The sequence below is a fragment of the Draconibacterium sp. genome (assembly GCF_041583095.1).
Taxonomy (GTDB): Bacteria; Bacteroidota; Bacteroidia; order Bacteroidales; family Prolixibacteraceae; genus Draconibacterium.
Map to the genome: position 1 here is coordinate 1 of NZ_JBFHGM010000066.1, position 20,416 is coordinate 20,416.

Consider the following 20,416-nt stretch of genomic DNA (forward strand, 5'->3'; position numbering starts at 1 on the left):
AAGGCACGTGGAAACACCAAAATTTGCCAGCCTCCATCATCATAACGGGTAAGAATGTTCAGCATCGGCTCCTCATCACTTGGTGGCTCTGCAAGCGCTTTATAGATGTGTGTAAACGCATTAATCAAAGCCATTTTATTGGCCGACTCCAGCACCAAAAAGTTGCGAAGTCCATCTTTTATGGCGCAGTAATTCACTTCATCTTTTTCCCAGTTATCACCGTATTTTTCTTTTAATGCGCTTGTTTCATCATCCAGTGGCATAAAACCTGCATTTCCGGCCTGAAAATGAAAATGATCGGGTGCCGACGCACCACATTTTGGTCCGTTGTAAAACAAGGTAAAACCTTCCATCGCCTGTGCCAGATCGAGCATACTTCCAAAGTTTCCTTTTATCTGTTGCGGCGTGTGTGCAAAAGCCGGAATAGTAAAATGCTCGGGAAATATCGGGAATGGATTTATCAACATCTCGTAATTGCCAAAAGTTACTCCACGTTGCTGAGCCGGACGGTTTGCCGCACACAAAAAACACGGACGCGCTTCAATCGACTTTTTATCCACTTTGGCTGCCGACGAAACAATTCGTCCGGGATTAAACTGAACTTTTACCGTAAATCCCTCGAACTGAAATTCACGTACCTGCACGTTTTCCAGTCCGGCGAAGTTCTTTCCCGCCAGTTCCCATTCCGTTTTCTGATCTGAAAGGAGTTGTTTTATTTCTTTTGAAATTGAATTCATAAAGTTTGTTTATTGCACAATTACGGTTCAACTTCGCTCACCGTGACAACAATACTACTATTCTACTAATGTAAATGTCATGCTGAGCGGAGTCGAAGCATGGCTCTACATTCTGTTTTTCCGTTGACGGGCTTTTAATTCAATGGTACGAATGCGGTCTTTGTAGGTATTGTGAGCATTCATTTTTACAATATCCAGCGCGGCATCCGAGTTATCGTCCCAACGGCGGCAGAGGTACAGATTGTCGTAAATACGGCCGATCTGGTAATCTCTTGAAATAGCCAAACCAACAGCATAATCTTCGCCGTAGCTGGTATTCGGAATTTTCACATCGCGCAACACCGGCGTATAGAAAGCACGCGGCGCTCCCAAACCGTTAATTCGTAAAGCATTGTTTTTTCCATTGTCTGGTGTCCACTCTTTATGGTCGATAATACCTGGTGGTATTTCCTCCAAATCAAAATTCACCAGCTGATAGGTGCCCACAACCATGGCACATTTTTCGGCTTCAAAAAGATCAACCACTTTTTGCAGTGTATTTTCGTCTTTGTATATATCGTCACTATCGAGCTGCATGGCAATCATTCCGCAACGCGAATCGTGAACACCTAAATTCCAGCAACCGCCAATTCCAAGATCTTCACGAACCGGGATAATATGAACCACACGATCATCTTTTTCAGCAAAAGATTTGATAATGGAAGTGGTTTTATCTGTTGAGTGATTATCGATAACAATCAGGTTAAAATCGAAATCCGTCTTTTGCATCAGCACCGACTCGATAGCATCTGCGATTGTTTTTTCGCGGTTTCGCACCGGAATGATTACTGAAGCTTTTTTTGCAAAAGCCTTTTCATTCAACTCAACCGGAGTAAAATCAGGACTTAACCAGGCGCCAACATCATTTAAATGTTCAGTTGCTGCCTGCTCCATTTCAACCTGCACCTGCCGGTTTTTCGGATCTACATAGTCAAATATTTTCTGTCCGCTTTTGCGGTTGTCTGTCTCGTCAATGGTATATAAAAATTCAGGAATGCGGAACAATTCGCCTTGCTGCGCCACCTTTAAACGCAGGTAATACATTCCGGCATGTTCAAAATCCTGTGTCATGTTTTTTACAGCAGTTGTGAATGCATTAGCCTTATACAGCACCAGCGGACCAAAATTAAAGTCATCGCGCAAACTGCCTTCCTGGTAATCAATCACCGGATGCGTTGCCAGCTTGCCTTCTTTTACCTCGTAATAATCGGAATACACCTTTACAGCGCCGGTTAATTCTGCCGTGTCCACCAAACGCTCGATGGCAAATTGCCCCAGTTTTACGGCAGTTACTTTTGTCAGCAACAAAACGTAATCCGCGTCTTCAGCTAAAGCAGCCATAGCTCTTACCGTTGCAGCAGAAGTTAGTGTTTCAAACGAAAAAGCTTCTGCCTTTTCGCCGGCTTCTTTGGCCACATTTTCGGGTAAAAATATTTTATTTACTGAAGGATTGGCCTGTAATTCTCCAATCATTTCCGCCACTTGCGACCAGGTAGCGGCGGGTACGAAACAGTTAATTTTAGTCATTATCTATAGTTTTTTCTTATTCTTCTAACATTTTCAGTATCTCACGCATTAAGGCATCGCGCTCATTCTGCCCTTTTACACTTTCAAAAGGAAATCCCAGCACCAGCGATTTGTGTTTATTTTCGTAATAAACGCCTGCACTAATTCCGTTCTCTGTATACCGGAAAATCGTCTTTCCATTTGCATCAAAGGCCTCAATTCCATCGGGTGCTTCAACAGGGTATTGTTCCAATGTATAATCAGTGTTGAACGCACCTGTAAAGTTACTATTTGAATTCACGGAATAAAACTGTCCGCCTTTTACTGCATGGTTTGTCCGCCATTTAAATCCAAAAAGATTTCCGATCCGTCCTTTTTGCGCTTTATCTTTTGGAACTTCTGTGCCAACATACGCTCCCGACATAAAAATCTTTCCGCCATTTTCTGCATATTCAGAAAGCACATTTATCATTTTATCTGTGTAGATTTCGAAATTAGCAACAGAATCCTTACCCGGCAGAAAAGTTTGTTTCTCTTCACCGTAAAGCAGATCAATCAGTTTGTAGGTTTCAAGATCAGCCAAACCTTCTTCCACGGCTTCATCACTTGACGTTACAAAACTATAACCATTGGCCAACAGACTTTTTCCATGTACCAGCGAAAAATCAAAAGTATTACCTCTGAAAATGGTTGTTTCCAGATCGGCATAACTCGCTCCAAATCCCGGACTATCGTCATCCAACCAGTTAGATTTGCGTTCGAAATCATATTGATCTCCGGTAGTCGACATTTCATATCCATAAGCCACACCATGATCGAGAAAACGCCAAACGCCCGCCAGCGATTCGGTCTCAAAAATGGCCGGTCCATCAATACGGTCGAAACCATTTACGATCAACACTTCGCCTTTGCTGCTTTCGGCCATTCCAACTGCCACCGTTTCAGACGGAAAACTTTCGCCACCTGCATTTACCGCTGTAACCCTAAATCCATACACTTTACCGGGCTCCAGATCAGTTAATGTTATTTCCGGCTTATCGACCAACGTTCCGTTATCAAATCCGTTATCGCCGATACGTTTATAAACCATATATTTTTCAGGAACTGCAGTTGGTTCCAATTCATCAGTTACCGGTTGCCATGCTAATTTCACTGCATTTACATCGGTAAACAAAGCATTTAAATGATCAACCGGCAAAGGCTGCACCACGTAATCCTGCTCGTTTTGCAACGTAATAAAACGTAACATTCCTTTATAAATGGCACGCGAAACATCAAAACGAAATTTTGGATTAAGCACATATTTTGCGTCCTCCAGGTTTTGGTGCGACAATAACTCCAATAGCATGGTTGGCACCTGCGGACGGTAAGCCTCGCTGTATTGCGAATTCCACATTCCGCGGCGTGTCCAGTTGCTCTTATACACGGCATTTATATCGCTTACAATCTGCGTCTGTATCAGATCGGTCAAATCGCGCGAGGCGTATTTCGATTGTCCGTCAGGAAAAACAGAAGTATCTCTGTCGGTTGAATAAATCCCAAGCGTTCCTACAATCTGGTTATCGGGTAAAATTCCGGCATCAGTATGAAATGCAAAAGCCAGGTCGATGGGAATTTCCAGGCCCGGAGCCATGCGGTTTTTCGTCGGTCCAAAAGGCGCTCCCATTAACCAGTCTACCCATTCCCCACGACTCATATAATCATCTTTGTAGTCGTCTTTGCCGTTGAACAGATTCCACACCAGCGTGTCGGGCGCTCCGGAATATTGCAGGTTGTAACGCGCACCTTCATAAAAACGGGCTAACCCGCCGGCTTTTCCATTGCGGACAATGTTTCCCATACCTCCGCCAAAACGCACAGCATCAGCCGAGAAATGTTTTCCCTCGCCTTCCGGTACGATCAATTCTACTTTGGCGGCCTTTTTATCTTTTCCGGCATTGAAATAGAACTTATCGAGATAAATCCAGGTTCCGTAACCCATTCGTTGGTCAACCAAAAAATCGCTAACTCCTCCCGAATGCGTTACACGGTATGTAACCGGCCCGTCTCCTTTTGCATACGAAACATAAACACCGTAATCTCCTGCTTCGGGAAAATCAGGAATATAGGTGGCAACATTTGATTTATTCCGGCTTTCAAAACGTACCGCCGTTCCTTCCTGAAAAGGATTTGTGATTCCCTGAATCAATTCAGTATAAGCAAATCCGTTTTCGTCAGCATTCCGTTTTCGTGGTTTTTTGAATTTGCTTTTCCCGGTCGATTTATCATTGTCAACAACCACTTCGTGGATCTGCCAGTCGCGTTCGCGTGCATTAAAAACATTGGCTCCTGCATTTTCCAGCATCGGAATAATAAACGGGATTACAAACGAACTGGGCGAAATATCTTCAAGGTTGGTAAACAGACGTGCGCGTTGCCACTCCCAACGATCGCGGGCAGGTTCGTAATACCAGCCATGACTGTTCCATAAGGCAATATTTGCTCCATCCAAACCTTCCGAAATCGAATACGGACGTACCTTTTGAACCACATTTTTGCGTTTTCTACTCACTGGTGTCAACCTGTTTCTATCAACCGAAATATTGTTTCTGTAATAATTAGGCACCAGTTCCTGCAAAGGCAATTGATTGGCCCAAATTTTCAAAGGGATCTCTTTTAACGAATCGGGCAAAACATTTCGAATGGAGTCGTGAACATGCGACAAACTGTTTTCCCGAAAAGGCATTTCTGCCAGTGCCTTATTAAAATAAAGATACAATGTATCGTTGCCCTGCGAAAAGTATGCAGTGTCGAGCGCTACCCGTTTCCCGTTCAGATAATTTTCGTTACCAACATAGAATGCGGTGCTGTTTTTTTGCTTTAAAACTTTATTAAGCTGCTCTTTCAAGGATTCCTTTTGCTGAGCATTTGCAGAGGTATAAATGAGAATTGTGAACAAGATTAACAGGAATTTTGTCATTTTCTTGTTTACTTTAAGGATTTCATATTTAGTCAGGTTTAAATTTTTCATAGTTTTCCGACTAAGATTATGGCAACAAATGTAGATAAAATTTGTATTACATATTACCAATTCAGAAAAGATTTTGTACATTTGCGACAGAAAATTTCTGAAAATAAACCAATAGTATCCGAATGATTGTAATAGCAGACAGCGGCTCATCAAAAACCGATTGGTTATTTATTAGTCCTGAAAAAGAATTTATAATTAACACACCTGGAATTAATCCTTTTTTCCAGCAAACCGAAGAAATTTTTGCCACTCTTTCAAGCACATTTACAAACGATCAAAAAGAAGAGGTAAGCGAAGTACATTATTATGGTGCGGGCTGCATAAAAGGCAAAACCGACCGCGTTGTTTCGGATGCGTTGAAAAGAGTATTTCCAAAAGCATCGATAACTGTTGAAGACGATATTACAGGAGCGGCACGCGCACTGTTGGGAAAATCATCAGGAATTGCCTGCATTCTGGGCACCGGAACCAATTCGTGCCTTTACAACGGATCGGAGATTATTGACAAAGTGCCTACGCTGGGTTTTATTCTTGGCGACGAAGGAAGCGGTGCTTACCTGGGTAAACTTCTGTTGAACGACTATTTTAAACGCGCCGTTCCCGAAGATCTGAAACAAAAAATGGAAAACGAACTGCACCTGGAGATGGCAGATGTTTTAAACGCAGTTTATCGCCAGGAATACCCGAGTCGCTACCTGGCTAAATTTTCAGAATTTTTGAGTAAAAACAGAAATCACATTTACGTTCAGAATCTGATAAAAAGAAGTTTTACTGATTTCTTTTTTCGGAATATTGAGCGCTATAACGACTATCAAAACTACACGGTAAACTTTGTGGGGTCGATTGCGTACCACTATTCAGATTTACTTAAAGAAGTCGCGTTCAACCGAAAAATAGAGATCGGAAATATTATTGATAAACCTATAAACGGACTTAAAAAGTTCCATACCAATTTAGAAGAAAAATGAGGGTCACAGAATCATCATCTTTATACGACAACCTCGACCAGATGACAGTTGAAGAACTGTTAACCGGAATTAACAACGAGGATGCAAAAATTCATATTGCCGTACAAAAAGAAATTCCACAGATAGAAAAATTAGTCACCCAACTTGTTGAGCGCATTAAATCAGGCGGTCGATTGTTTTATTTGGGTGCGGGTACCAGCGGACGATTGGGAATTCTTGATGCATCGGAAATACCGCCAACGTACGGTATGCCCGATGGCGTTGTAATCGGCCTTATTGCCGGTGGCGACCGTGCCATTCGCAAGGCTGTTGAAGCCGCCGAAGATAATATTCACGGTGGTTGGGAAGATCTTCAAAAGTTTCAGGTAAACGAGCGCGACACCATCGTTGGGATTGCAGCCTCAGGAGGTACACCATATGTTATTGGTGCCTTGCAAGATGGCAATAACAACGGATTGCTTACCGCCTGTATCACCTGTAACCCTTACTCGGAAATTGCCAGGGTGGCAAAAATTGCCATCGAACCGATTGTAGGCCCCGAGTTTGTAACCGGAAGTACAAGAATGAAAGCCGGAACAGCGCAAAAAATGGTGCTGAATATGATCACCACCTCGCTGATGATTAAACTGGGCCGCGTAAAAGGCAACAAAATGGTTGACATGCAGCTAACGAACAAAAAGCTGGTTGAACGCGGATCGAAAATGATCGTTGACGAACTTGGCATTGAATTTGAAGAAGCCAAACGCCTGTTACTCTTACACGGATCAGTTCGGGCCGTACTCGATAATTACAAAAAATCAGGACAGAAATCTGTTTAGGACAGATTACAATCTATGCGAAAGATAAGAATCGAATAGAACTGAGTCATCAGTTTTTTCGGTTCTTTTTTTTGTAAATGCGCTTAGCGTTTAACTACACCAATTCCGGGTTGATCGAACAGGGTAACTTTACCGTCGATCACTTTCATCCCCTCAAAAACATCGTTGGTAATCAGCAATGCACCGTCGAGATCGGCCCAGTCACAAAGTGGAGACAATTGCGAGGCCGCAGAAATAGCGCAGGAGGTTTCAGTCATACAGCCGATCATAACCTTCATATCAAGTGCCCGCGCTACATCGATCATCTTTTTTGCTTCGCGCATTCCGGTACTTTTCATCAGTTTGATATTTATTCCGGAGTACACATCTTTAAATTTCGGAATATCGTGAATGCGTTGAAAAGCTTCGTCTGCAATAGTTGGCAGCGGGCTGTGCGCCGTTAACCAGGCCATATCGTCCAGCTGTTCTTTTGGCATGGGTTGCTCGACAAAAACAATCCCTTTTTCATCCATCCAGTGAATCATGTCGAGTGCTTCGTGTTTATCCTTCCATCCCTGGTTTACATCCACACACAAAGGCACATCGGTAACCGAACGAATGGTTTCAATCAGCTCTTTGTCGTTATCGCGCCCCATTTTAACCTTTAGCATTTTAAACTCGGCGGCTTCTTTGGTTTTTTCAATTACCACTTCGCGCGTGTCGATACCAATAGTATAGGTTGTGTATGGCGTATCTTCAGGTTTTAATCCCCAGATTTTATACCAGGGGTGCCCCAATATTTTACCCACCAAATCGTGCAAAGCAATATCAATACAGGCTTTTGCTGCGCGGTTTCCCGGCTCCTGCTGATCCACATATTCAAGAATCTCATCCATACGGAACGGATCGTTAAATCCCGACAAGTTCACTTTATTCAAAAAGCGGGTAACTGTTTCGTGCGATTCGCCCAAATAAGGCGGCATTGAAGCTTCTCCATATCCAGTTAGCCCGCCGTGCTCCAATTCAACCAACATTACAGGCGTGGTTGTTCGCGAACTTGTAGCCAGCGTAAAAGTATGTTTTAACTGAAGTTCAAAAGGTTTAAAACTTAATTGCATGTGTTCTGATTCTTGATGTTATTCCGGTAAAACCTGTTTGAAAAACGTGTTGTCGACTACCCACTCAATTCCGTCGCCATCAACGTTATCGATAATACGGCGGGCACGTACAAAACCTTTTTCGTAATGTTCGGTATATTTTTCGCTGTTGCGGTTCAAGCTATTTATACGCACTTTCCCCGATGCATGGATAAACTCCTGATCGCCCAAACACAATCCAACATGCGTTACTCTTTCACGTTGGTCTTCGGTAGCTTTTCGTCCGAAAAACACCAGATCGCCGGCTTCTAAAGTTTCGTAGCCATTTTGTGTATCAACCAACTCTCCGTATAGCGTTTGCTGCGATGCATCGCGCTGCAAAATTACTCCATAATTGTAATAAGCCGATTTTACAAAACCGCTGCAATCGACCATTTTCGCCGAGGTACCGCCCCACAAATACGGAACGCCCATAAATTTTTCGGCCGTTGCCAGCACATCTTTTGCGACAACACTTTTATTGTACCAATTAGCAAGGCCCATACATTCGTCCTTTTTCACAAAAGCTTCACGACCGTCGGCCAAAACTGTTTTATAAAATCCAGCTGTTTCATCCACCACACTTAGCAGATTATCAAGTACCAGGTCGGTTGCAATGTTTGATTTAGCATCCGCTTCGGCATAGGCAAAACCATATTGATTTTTGTAAAGTACTTTCTTAAACGTTTTCCATTCGGCCATTTCGCTATTGCTTTTTAAGGCAATTCCGGCACCATCAACCCAGCCAAAATAACGGTCGGGCGTTTGAATTAAATACCAGCCATCCTCTTTGCGGTAAACCTTAACGGGAGTTCCCATAATGGCCTGCGTCAACATCTCGGCCGAATGCCTTGAGTTACTCCGAATATTACAAACGGAGATTGTAACAACGCCCCATGGATTTTCGCCGAAAGCGTCATCAGGTAACAGGTCAACAGAAAAATCACATCCATTTTCTGATGCAAACGTTTTTAAGGTATCAAAAGTAGTTTTCGAAACTGTGACTCCGGTAATTGCCGGCTGTCCATCGTTAAACGAAACATTTATCTTACAATAGTCTACGCGTTTATCTTTAATTTGCTGATCGATCAACTGATCAATTTGCTGTTCAATGTCAGATGATTGTTGTTGTTGCGTACAAGATGCCATAACCAAAAAGAATAGAAAAATAATGTGAGTAAATTTCATGCCTTGCCAAATTTGTATTACATATTACAAATATAGATTTTAAAGTGATTTTTCCGAAGAATTATCACTCGAAAAATTCATACTTAACATCAAGATACAATTAGTTTTCGGTAGCCGGCAAATATTCTAATTCGAGATGATAATCCCATGTATCAAAATACAGGTTACCACCCTCCCATTCCAGCTCTCCCCGCTGAAAATCAAAAGGTTCGCTTCGATAAAACTTTTTAGGAGGAACCAGTTCGCAGGCAAAATCATCGTTTACCACCAGTCGGTAACAATCCAGCCCGTTCAGGTAAAACTCTTTTATTCGCTGGTCGTCCGAATCGATCAACTTAAACGAGGGATCAACCGGCACCCAGCCCACTCCTTCGTAATACACCTCGGCCCAGTCGTGCAGGTTTTTGGTTTGCGGCAATAAATACCAGCCGCTTTGCCATTTACACGGAATTCCAAGACTACGAGCCATACTCAAAAACAAAAAAGTTTGCATACCGCAATCGCCATGCATATTTTCGAGCACATAACACGGAATACAAGGCATAACCGAATATTCGAGCGCACCGGCCCACGGAATGTTATTGTTCATCCAATAATACAGCATTTCTACCTGCTTTACCGGATTTATTTCGTTGCCAACAATATTTTTAGCTAATGATTTTATCTGGTCGTTAAACACAATATGCGGCAAACGTTCGGCGGTGTATTTTTTATAAAGCTCCAAGTTTTTATCGTAAACCTTTACATCTTCCGGTTTAATATTGAACCACTGCGCTGCAGTTTCAAAGATATAGGAGAATTGAAAAACCGTCTTCTCACCTTCCACCGCTTTTTTCTCCATATAAACGGTTCGCTGCATGGTTTCGTTCGGAGCAATTGTATAATCCTCCTGGCTGGCCTCCAAAAATTCGACCTTTGGCAAACGCTGCGATCCGGTTCGCGGATAAGGCAACCAACATTTTACCACTTCGCCTGACGGCACTGCATTGGCGTCGAGCGTAATCGTATAATTTACTTTAATTCGTTGCGGACTGAAAGGCTTTCGCGGCTCAATAGTTTTTTCAAACCACTGCGGAATAACGGTTTGTTGAAAATCTTCCACACCATCGTAAGCTTTTCCGTTTTTTTCTTCCCTAATCTTTCCGGCGGCTTCGTTTAAACGAAAGAAATTGCTGACTGCCCTTGAAAAATAACGCTTTTCACCATCTATAATGCGCATCTCCAACTGTCTGGCATTTTCCCATTGGGTCAGATCTTCTTCTGTTAAATCCGGAAAGCATTTACGTAACTGTTCTTTTACTTCGGCCCGTGTGTAAGGAAACTCTTTTCGGATACGCCGGATGGTTTCCAGCTGAATCATTAATTGTTCATTTTGCGGATCAGCAGAAAGTTGTTGATTCAACCCGCTTTCAGCTTCTTTGAATTTTCCCTGCGATAAATAATTTTGATAGTTGAACACTTCCTCTTTTCTACTTTGACAGGCAAAAACCAGTAATGCCACACCTATAAAAAATACTCCTTGCAAAAATTTCATAAAACGGGTGTATACTAGTACGAGTTATGCAGGTATTTCTGGTAAATTTCCATTGTTCGACGCAAATGTACTTTCATCAACTCAGCTGCCTCGTCGCTTTTTTGTTTGTTTATTACATCAAATATTTTCAGATGATACTCGAGTGTAATGTCCTTTTCTCCCTCTACGTTCGCATAAATCAGGTTTCGCATGCGAGGCAGAAGCGAATAAATAGGCTCCATCGAGATCTGTACAATCGGGTTATGCGTTGCTTTGGCAATCAGCAAATGGAATTTATTATCCAGGTCGGCCTCCATTTGAATATTATCGGGATTACAGGCTTTAAAAGCTTCAATATTATCCTGAATATCGCTTAAGTCGTTTTGCGTGCGTTGTTTGGCTGCCAGTCCGGCAATCTCGGGCTCAAATAACCTGCGCACTTCAATAATTTGTGCAATCAGGTTATGATCGAATTGCATGTCGTAATACAAGTTCAGGTTTTCAATGGCGTCATCAATCTTTAACCCGGTAACAGTCATTCCACTACCTTTTGTAATTTCTATAAGCCCACGCGCACTTAAACGACGTAATGCTTCGCGTAATGCTGTTCGGCTAACACCAAACGATTCGCACAATTCTCTCTCGGTTGGCAACCTTGATCCTACGGGCAATTTTTTTTCGCGAATTGCAGCTTCAATTCTTCGTTCAATTTTTTGGCTCAGCGTTAACTTGCTTCCGATTTTTCTAAAGATTTCATCCATTATCGTAAATTTTGGTCAAGTAGTAAATGCGTTTAATGTACTACATATTACAAATGTAGCATTTTAATAGAAATTATATATTTATGTAATCAATATGGTTTTATTTTATCGCGAAAAAATCGTATGAATCTGATTAGTAAAACATTGCAATTTTGAATAAAAACATGCTTCGGGTTTAAGCTTGTACGCCTGTTATTTTTTAGTACATTAACAGTCCTTAAAACATCAATCTATCTTACAATGATAAAGTCAGGCATAACATTTCTGTTACTCTCATTCTCGTTAGCTCTATGGGCGCAAACAACAAACAACGAAGTACTAAACCTAAACAAACCCGAGCGTGTTGAATGGTTTCGTGATCTTGGTTTTGGCCTATTCGTGCATTTTAGTTTCGACAGCCAGTTGGGAATTGTAATCAGCCACTCGATGGTTGGTGCATCTGAAGATTACCTTGACCGTTACATTAACGAGCTTCCAAAAACGTTTAATCCAAAAGATTTTGATGCAAAAGAAATTGCAACACTAGCCAAATTGGCCGGAATGAAATACATTGTGTTTACAACAAAACACCACTCTGGTTTTTGCATGTGGGACACCGAAACCACCAACTTTAACATTACCAATACACCTTATAAAAAGGACCTGTTAGAAGAGTATGTTGAAGCTACACGAGAAGCAGGATTGGCAGTTGGATTTTATTTTTCACCTGAAGACTTTCATTTTCTGTATGAAAACGGAATTGAAATTCACCGCACAAATATCAACGATATTCCACAACATATTATGAATAAATATGCGGAACTGAACGAACTTCAAACCATTGAATTAATGGCCAAATACGGCGATATCGATATTCTTTTCTACGATGGAGGCGAAGGACTCCTGGTTGAGAGATGCAAACAAGTAGCCTGGGAGCTTCACCCCGATGTTGTGATAACCCGCGGCGCCATGGAAACACCGGAACAAACATTGCCTGGTGCCACACTTCGCGATCCGTGGGAAGCTTGTTTAACCATGGGGACACAATGGGCTTACAAACCGGCTAACGAGGCCTATAAAACCGGTACCCGGCTAATTGAGATTTTGGTTGAGACACGTGCTAAAGGAGGCAACCAACTGCTCAACATCGGGCCAAAACCAAGTGGTGAAATTCCCGAAGAACAGGAAAACCTGCTGCGCGAAATTGCTGCCTGGAATTTTGTAAACGGCGAAGCAATTGAGGCCACAAAACCTTGGATTATTCCGAACGAAGAAAATATATGGTTTACCTGGAAACCGGAAGAAAAAACACTATATGCAATAATGACTAAACAAACGGAATGGGCACGTGGCGAACGCCGCGAATTTGTTTTGAAATCGGTTAGCATTACCGAAAATACCAACGTTGAAGTGTTAGGGCAATCGGGAAAACGCGTTGAATACATGCATGACCTCAATGCCACGACATTTTTCAAACAGGAAGAAGACGGTTTGCATATTTCGTGTGTGCGAGCACAGCGTTTATACAATAATCATAAATGGAACTACCCTCTTGTATTAAAAATCACCAATGCCCGGCCTGCCTTTACTCCGTCAGTAGTGGTTACCGAAGAGGCCGAGATAATACAATCAGGCGGAGCGAGCTATATACAGTTCAACGGTAAAATTATTGAACAGGGCGATCCGGAAAATCTTAAAGTTTGTTTTCAATATCGCCCGCGTCCTGAATTTATTGATGAACTTAATTCTAACGAATGGACCGAAACAAAAAACCTGGAAATCGAGGATAACTTATTTATGTTTAGAATTCCGGTAAAAAACAAAAAATTTACCTACCAGTACCGAACGGTTGCCAAACAACCAAAAGCTACTATTTATGGTAACTACAAAACAATTTCATCTAACTAGCTAAATCATTTTTAAAAAAAATCCTTTTTTTTTACATTCAGGTTCATTACTTTTATTTTCCATTAAACTAAAGTGCATCTCCTTTAAAAATGACCTGCACAACTTGCAAAAACTAGATGCTAAACGATCAAAAAACGAAACTGTTAATTGCCGAAGGAAATACCAGAAGCTTTCAACTGTTAATGGAAGTCACCTCTGATGAATTACTTCAGTATGCTTTAAGTTTTGTACGCAATCAGGAAATTGCGGAAGAACTGATAAGCGATGTTTATGTTAAAATATGGCATAAACGGTCAGAACTGCCCAATATCCAAAACATCAGATCCTACCTTTTTATAGCAGTAAAAAATAGCTGCCTGTCTCATATACGGAAAATGAAAAATGAAAAAATTGTATTCATCGATGAATACAACGATTTTTTATTCCCCGCAGTAGAAAGCAATGATGATGAGACGATAGAAAAAGAAATGTTGAATAAAATTCACGAAGCCATTAGCGAACTGCCTCCTAAATGCAGAGAAGCTTTTTCTCTTGCAAAAATAAATGGCTTTAAACACCGTGAAATTGCCTCAATAATGGACATTTCGGAAAAAACGGTAAATAACCACCTGGTTACCGCACTAAAAAAAATAACCGAGGCACTAGGCATCGACAAGAAAAAGAAAGCAAAAAATTCACCGTTAAAACAAGCCAGTTTATTCTCCTTCATCTGGTAATATGCGTTCAGCGTAATTACGTTTTTCCCTTCCATTTTAAATAAAGAGTAATATTTATTGATTTTTTTATTGTTGAATTAGGTATAGTATAAATTACAAACGTCTTTTTAGGTAGAAAGACAAAAGATGACGAACAAAGACAATACCTACGAGCTCATTGTTAAAAAGCTAACAGAAGCCATCAGCGAAGAAGAAGATGGACTTCTTAACAATGAGTTGGACAAACATAAATCTATTGCGCGAAAATATTCCATTATTAATACCTTCTGGAGGAAATATTTCCCAAAAGCAAAAAAACATTCCATAATACAGCAAACTGAAAAAAAGCTCGGATTCACATATCATCAAAGTCCGAAAACCAATGACTGGAAATGGATCGGAATTGCAGCTTCTGTATTATTAGTTGTATCAATGGCCTTTTCTATAAACTATTTGATAGAAAAGAAGCAGGCTCCAACATTAAACCAGTACAGTTGCAAAGCCAAAGAAATTAAAACAGTAACCTTAAGTGATGGAACGAAGGTATGGTTAAACTCCTCGTCGTTGTTAATTGCCAGCGAACCATTTATTGGCGACAAAAGAGAAGTAACCCTGTTTGGTGAAGCTTATTTTGAAGTAGCACCGGATGCCGAAAAACCTTTTATTATTGAAACCTCGAACCTTAAAACTAAGGTTTTGGGAACCCATTTTAATGTGGTAGCCTACCCTACCGACGATATTCATGAGATTTCGTTATACGAAGGAAAAGTTCAGCTAAATCCGAATACAAATAACAATGCTGCCATTTTAAATCCGGGCGATCGTGCTTATTACAACACCAGCACCGGAAAAATGAAATTATTGCACACTGATTTAGGCAAACCGGCTCAATGGCGCGATGGGATATTGCGGTTTTATGATGAAGATTTGTTTAGCATTTCGAAAAAACTGGAGCGCCATTTTGAAACACGGATTTTTGTTGCCGACTCAGTTACCGGAAAGCTGAAATATTCAGGGGAGTTTGAAGAAGAATCACTTGAACAAATTCTCGAATTACTGAGTGTTGCCAAAACATTTGAATACAAAATAAACACCAACGGAATAATTATAGAATAAATAAAAAAAGAGACACGATTAAAAATGATGAATTAAGAACAAAACGCAAAATCTTTTCGTGAGTCTGATCAACTCTTCAATCGGGAGATTTAAATGAACTAAATTTTATTGTTTAACAAACTAAACTATTATTGTATGGAAAAATGCAATCATGCTAAGCTTTCCCATTCATCGGGATGGCTAACAAAATTTCGTCGCGTAGCAGGTGTCACTATGGCATTGTTACTGGCGATTGTTGTTAGTGTACAGGCCAGCACGTATTCCGAATCGATTAAGTTCGATTTAAAAATGAAAAAGGCCAGCCTGAAAGAGGTATTTCAAACCATCGCTGATCAAAGCGAGTTCAAATTTGTTTACAACAACGATGTTGTAAACGACAATCAAAAAGTGTCGGTAACGACTGAAGATGCACGTGTTGAAGAAATTTTAGATGAAATTTTACCACAACACCAGCTTGCTTACCAGGTAATTGACCGACAAGTTATTGTTTATCCTGAAGCCAGCAAGGTACCATCTGTTACCAAATCTGACAATCCTCAGGAAAAAACAATTTCGGGTACTGTTGTCGACGAAGAAGGTATGCCTCTTCCAGGTGTATCGGTAATTGTAAAAGGAACAACCGTTGGTATTGTTACCGATATAGATGGTAACTACAATTTAACAGGTATTCCTGCTGACGCCAAAACTCTGGTTTTTTCATTCGTGGGAATGAGAGCTCAGGAAATAAACATTGGCAACAAAACAAACATCGACGTAACCCTGGAGGCTGAAGCCATTGGTTTGGAAGAAGTTATTGCCGTAGGTTATGCTTCTCAGAAAAAAGCAAATGTGGTAGGTTCGGTTGCAACGGTTAGCGGTGAGCAAATTGAAGCTATTCCTGCTGCCGACGTTACCAACACACTATCGGGTCGTATGAGTGGTGTTACCGGTATTCAAACAACCGGTGAGCCGGGACAGAGTAACGCTACTATTCTTGTGCGTGGTCGTACCACACTAGGAGACCGTAATGACAATCCTGAGCTTACTGCTCCGCTTGTTGTAATTGATGGAATCCCTGGTCGTTCGCTGGGCGATGTTGACCCTGTGGATATTGAAAGTGTATCGGTACTGAAAGATGCATCGGCTGCCATTTACGGTTCATCTGCAGCTAACGGTGTTATTCTTGTAACAACCAAAAAAGGAAAATCAGGAAAACCAAGATTAAACTACCAGTTCTACCAGGGTTTTATGACTCCAACTATTCTTCCTGAAGTAACTAACGCCGGCGATTATGCCACTATGTTGAGTGAATACCAGGACTACGAAAACAAAGAGCGTACTTATTCTGATGAGGACATCGCATTGTTTTACAGCGGCAGAGACCCCTGGAAACACCCCAATAGCGACTGGGTAGGCGACTTAGTAGACGACTGGACAACTACCAGCAAACATAACTTTAGTATCGATGGTGGTACTAACGGAATGTACTACTACGTTTCACTGGGTTACAAAAACGAAGAAGCTATTTACAAGCAGGAATCAACCAATTATAAGCAATACAACCTGCGTGCAAAACTGGAACTTCCTATTACCGATTGGTTAACCACATCGATTGATTACGCGGGTTTCTTAAATAACAAATTGTACCCAACAAAAGGTGCAGGTGATATTTACGGCCAGTCAACCCGCTTGCTTCCTACGCGTTGGTCATTCTGGCCAAACGGATTACCGGGACCGGATATTGAATATGGTGATAACCCTGTTGTAACTTCTACTTTCGAAGGTGGTTACGACGACCAGAAAGACTACATCAACCAGTTAACTTTTAAGGCCACAATTGCACCGCCATCGATTAAAGGTTTAACGCTTAGCGGATATTATTCATACGATGTATCAAACTGGTACAGAAAAGAATTCCGTAAACCATGGACACTATACACTGAAAACGAGGCCTCAGCAACCTATGACTCAGAAGGTTATATTATCGACATGGATTTAACTCCTGCGAAACGAGGATACTCTTCTCCTGAACTTGCAGAAACCTACCAAAGAAAAATTCGAAAGTTAGCCAACTTCAATTTTAACTATGCACGTGATTTTGGCGAACATTCATTCTCAATTTTCGGAGCCTATGAACAGATAGACCAAAGCCGAAATGAAATGGGAGCTTTCCGTAAATACTACATCTCTGACGTTGTACAAACTATTGATGCCGGTTCCGATACCGATAAAGATAACTGGGGCTGGAGTTGGATTTATGCACGTAAATCAATTATTGGTCGTGCCAACTATAGCTATGCAGGAAAATATTTAGTGGAAGCACTGTTCCGTCGCGATGGTTCTTTAAAATTCCCTCCAGATAGCCGTTGGGGTAATTTCCCTGGTTTAATGTTGGGATGGAGAGCTTCGGAAGAAAGTTTCTGGCAAAATAATCTATCGGCCATCAACTACTTCAAACTGAAGGCATCGTACGGAAAAATGGGTATGGACCCGGGTGATCCTTTCCAGTTCATGAATAAATATATTCTGGGAACGGGTTTAACCATGGGCTCAGGAAAACAAGTTGAAACAGTTGTTCAACAAGATGGAGTGGCAAACCCAAATATTACCTGGGAGAAACAAACTACTTACAATCTTGGTTTCGAATCGCAAATTCTTGATAACTTATTCTCATTCGATGCAGATGTTTTCTACAGCAAACGTTCTGATATTTTAGCTTCAAGAGATGCTTCAGTACCGCAATTTACAGGATTGGCATTACCTGATGAGAATATTGCAGAAGTTGATAACCGCGGTTTTGAGCTGGAAGCCGGATACCACAAAAATATTACTTCCGACCTTCGTCTTGACCTTACCGGTCAGTTCTCTTATAACCACAACGAAGTGGTATTTATGGACGAGCCGGAAAGAGCAGAACCATGGCAACAACGTACCGGACACCCTTACGGAGCCTGGTTAATGTACGATGCTATCGGCATTTTTGCCGATGAGGCAGCTGTTAACGGATATCCGCACTGGGACAACGCCAAACCAGGTGATGTTATTTTCCGCGATGTGGATGGTGACGGATCGATTACCGGCGACGACCGGATTCTTGTAGACCAAACAGATATGCCGGAAGTAAGTTATGGTTTATCGGTTGACTTAGACTACAAAAACTGGCACCTATCATTACTGGCTCAAGGTCAGGGAAAATATTACCGAATGAACATTTCGGATGGACGTCGTGGTGAAGCAGGTAACTACTTCCAATGGAGTTTCGACGACCGTTGGACACCTGAAAACAGAAACACCGATGTGGCAAGAGCCTACAACCGTGATGACTTGTATTGGTCGTTTGATAACAATATGAGTACTTACCATCTGGATAATATGGCGTATTGCCGTTTGAAAAATGCTGTTCTTACCTATACCATTCCAAATTCTGTATTTGGCGATTTGGGAATTTCAAGAGCCCAGGTATATTTCGCAGGAAACAACCTGTTCCTGATTTATGCTGCTCAAAAGAACTTCGATCCGGAAATTGGAGCTCCAATGCAATATCCGGCTGTAAGAACACTGGCTCTTGGTGTTAAAGTTACATTTTAGTAATTAATGAATTTTGAAAAATGAAGAATATGAAAAAAATATTAGGTTCGATACTGGTGTTGACGCTGATTATTGCAACAACATCATGCGACGATATTCTCGACCAAAAGGCGGTTGATGCTTTTAACGAGGAATCTGTTTTTGAAGACTTAAACCTAACAAAAGCATATTTGGGCAGATGTTACGACTATATTGGTGTTGATAACAATATGCTATTGGGATTAAGAGAAGACCTATTGGCCGGAGCCACCGACGAAATGATGTGTATTCACCGTCCGGCAGGCTACCCCTTTGTAAAGGGTATTATGAGCCCTGATGAATTGGGACACTTTGGAAACTGGCGTTTTAACTGGATTACCTGGGGATTATACAGCAATATTAAAAATGTAAACGTATTTCTTGCAAATGCAGAAAATGTTCCTACCGAAAATGCTGGAGAAGAACTACAACTGGCTACATACATTGCCGAAGCTTATTTTATCCGTGCTTTCGACTATGTAAACTTAATGCGCTCTTACGGTGGTTTGGTTCTGGTTGACCAGCCTTTTGAACTAGGTGAAGATTTCTTGTCAATTGAAAGATCTTCATTAGATGCAACTCTTGACTTTATTTTAGCCGACCTTGACAAAGCAATTGCCGGACTTCCAACAAAAGATGATATGGAACAGGGACGCGCTACCAAAGGTGCTGCTGCAGCTTTAAAATCACGTATTTTAAGCTGGAGTACAGGTGAATTGATGCATGGTGGATATGAGAATGATCCGCTGGTTTCGTTCCAGTCGCACAGCAGAGAGTCATTACTGACTCAGGCGCAAACCATTGCCAAAGGAATCATGGACGGGAACTATGGAGATTACTCTTTAACAGGTGGAACCGACGATCCTCCTTCTTCATTAACAGAAGAAGATATTGAAGCTTATTCTGAAAACTTCTTTAACATTTTCACCCAAAAGGGAGCATGGAATGATGAAGCTATCTGGGGTGTGCAACACTTGCAGGCTCAGGGTAACAGAACCACTCAAAACAGATGGTGGGGACCGAATGGTTACCACAACTGGGGAAACAATGGTCCGAACGAACTTGCCGTTCGCGAATTCGAGATGGCCGATGGAAGTCCTTTCGTTTGGGATAAATACAGCCCGGGTGATGAAGAATTACGCGAAGCTACAGCGGCTGAATTAGCAGCAGATCCTGAAATCAATCCATACGTAGGTAGAGAACCACGCTTTTACGCTACTGTTCTTTTTGATGGAGCACCATGGATCCAACGCCCAACAGATGCAGTAGCATTCGATCCGGACAATCGTGTTCAAACCGGATATTATATTGCAGCCGATGGTACACAAACTGCCGGAGTTGATACCCGCCAGGGTCCAATCGAGGCATGGAACGGTACTAAAAACGGTTATTACATTATAAAATACCAGGATCCGGCAACCGTTGGGCAATACTTTAACAACGAAAATGCGTGGATTGAAATGCGATACGCCGAGGTA

General features: G+C 41.6%; 14 protein-coding genes. 7 read left to right on the forward strand and 7 right to left on the reverse strand.

Annotated elements, in window-relative coordinates:
- The 3 genes from ABZB17_RS08440 to ABZB17_RS08450 form a co-directional block, all read right to left on the reverse strand.
- On the reverse strand, positions 1-737 hold a 737-nt coding region (locus ABZB17_RS08440; protein ID WP_372649373.1), incomplete at its 3' end, for a DUF4922 domain-containing protein.
- A gap of 105 nt (positions 738-842) precedes the next feature.
- The gene (locus tag ABZB17_RS08445) at positions 843-2,303 is read right to left on the reverse strand and encodes a glycosyltransferase family 2 protein (protein ID WP_372649374.1); all 1,461 of its coding nucleotides are present in this window, start codon (positions 2,301-2,303) and stop codon (positions 843-845) included.
- A 16-nt stretch (positions 2,304-2,319) separates the two neighbouring features.
- Positions 2,320-5,292, reverse strand: a complete 2,973-nt coding sequence (locus tag ABZB17_RS08450) for a fibronectin type III domain-containing protein (protein ID WP_372649376.1) — start codon at positions 5,290-5,292, stop codon at positions 2,320-2,322.
- A 122-nt stretch (positions 5,293-5,414) separates the two neighbouring features.
- Between ABZB17_RS08450 and ABZB17_RS08455 the strand changes: the two genes are divergently transcribed.
- Together ABZB17_RS08455 and murQ are read left to right on the forward strand one after the other, a co-directional pair.
- On the forward strand, positions 5,415-6,260 hold the full coding sequence (locus ABZB17_RS08455) for a hypothetical protein (RefSeq protein WP_372649378.1): 846 nt from the start codon (positions 5,415-5,417) through the stop codon (positions 6,258-6,260).
- On the forward strand, positions 6,257-7,078 hold the full coding sequence (gene murQ, locus ABZB17_RS08460; protein ID WP_372649379.1) for an N-acetylmuramic acid 6-phosphate etherase: 822 nt from the start codon (positions 6,257-6,259) through the stop codon (positions 7,076-7,078). Before ABZB17_RS08455 ends, murQ begins: the two co-directional genes overlap by 4 nt.
- Positions 7,079-7,161: 83 nt before the next feature.
- On the opposite strand, the gene ABZB17_RS08465 is transcribed toward murQ, so the two are convergent.
- The 4 genes from ABZB17_RS08465 to ABZB17_RS08480 form a co-directional block, all read right to left on the reverse strand.
- A complete protein-coding gene (locus ABZB17_RS08465; RefSeq protein ID WP_372649381.1) occupies positions 7,162-8,175 on the reverse strand; it encodes a dipeptide epimerase in 1,014 nt (337 codons plus the stop codon).
- An 18-nt stretch (positions 8,176-8,193) separates the two neighbouring features.
- Complete coding sequence (locus tag ABZB17_RS08470) at positions 8,194-9,381, reverse strand: NlpC/P60 family protein (RefSeq protein ID WP_372649383.1); 1,188 nt, start codon at positions 9,379-9,381, stop codon at positions 8,194-8,196.
- A gap of 100 nt (positions 9,382-9,481) precedes the next feature.
- Positions 9,482-10,915, reverse strand: coding sequence for a transglutaminase family protein (locus ABZB17_RS08475; protein ID WP_372649385.1), 1,434 nt, complete (start codon positions 10,913-10,915; stop codon positions 9,482-9,484).
- A 14-nt stretch (positions 10,916-10,929) separates the two neighbouring features.
- A complete protein-coding gene (locus tag ABZB17_RS08480; RefSeq protein ID WP_045033261.1) occupies positions 10,930-11,655 on the reverse strand; it encodes a FadR/GntR family transcriptional regulator in 726 nt (241 codons plus the stop codon).
- A 240-nt stretch (positions 11,656-11,895) separates the two neighbouring features.
- On the opposite strand from ABZB17_RS08480, the gene ABZB17_RS08485 reads away from it, so the two are divergent.
- The 5 genes from ABZB17_RS08485 to ABZB17_RS08505 form a co-directional block, all read left to right on the forward strand.
- Positions 11,896-13,542: an alpha-L-fucosidase gene (locus tag ABZB17_RS08485; protein WP_372649387.1), complete on the forward strand. Its 1,647-nt coding sequence runs from the start codon at positions 11,896-11,898 to the stop codon at positions 13,540-13,542.
- A 116-nt stretch (positions 13,543-13,658) separates the two neighbouring features.
- Positions 13,659-14,258 (forward strand): RNA polymerase sigma factor, encoded by a 600-nt coding sequence (locus ABZB17_RS08490; protein WP_372649389.1) that lies wholly within the window; start codon positions 13,659-13,661, stop codon positions 14,256-14,258.
- A gap of 126 nt (positions 14,259-14,384) precedes the next feature.
- Positions 14,385-15,353 carry a FecR family protein gene (locus tag ABZB17_RS08495; protein ID WP_372649390.1) on the forward strand — a complete coding sequence of 323 codons (969 nt, stop codon included), beginning with the start codon at positions 14,385-14,387 and terminating at the stop codon, positions 15,351-15,353.
- Positions 15,354-15,488: 135 nt separating this feature from the next.
- Positions 15,489-18,920: a TonB-dependent receptor gene (locus ABZB17_RS08500; protein WP_372649391.1), complete on the forward strand. Its 3,432-nt coding sequence runs from the start codon at positions 15,489-15,491 to the stop codon at positions 18,918-18,920.
- 29 nt (positions 18,921-18,949) lie between these two features.
- Positions 18,950-20,416, forward strand: a 1,467-nt coding sequence (locus ABZB17_RS08505) for a RagB/SusD family nutrient uptake outer membrane protein (protein ID WP_372649392.1), incomplete at its 3' end; no start/stop codon positions are given.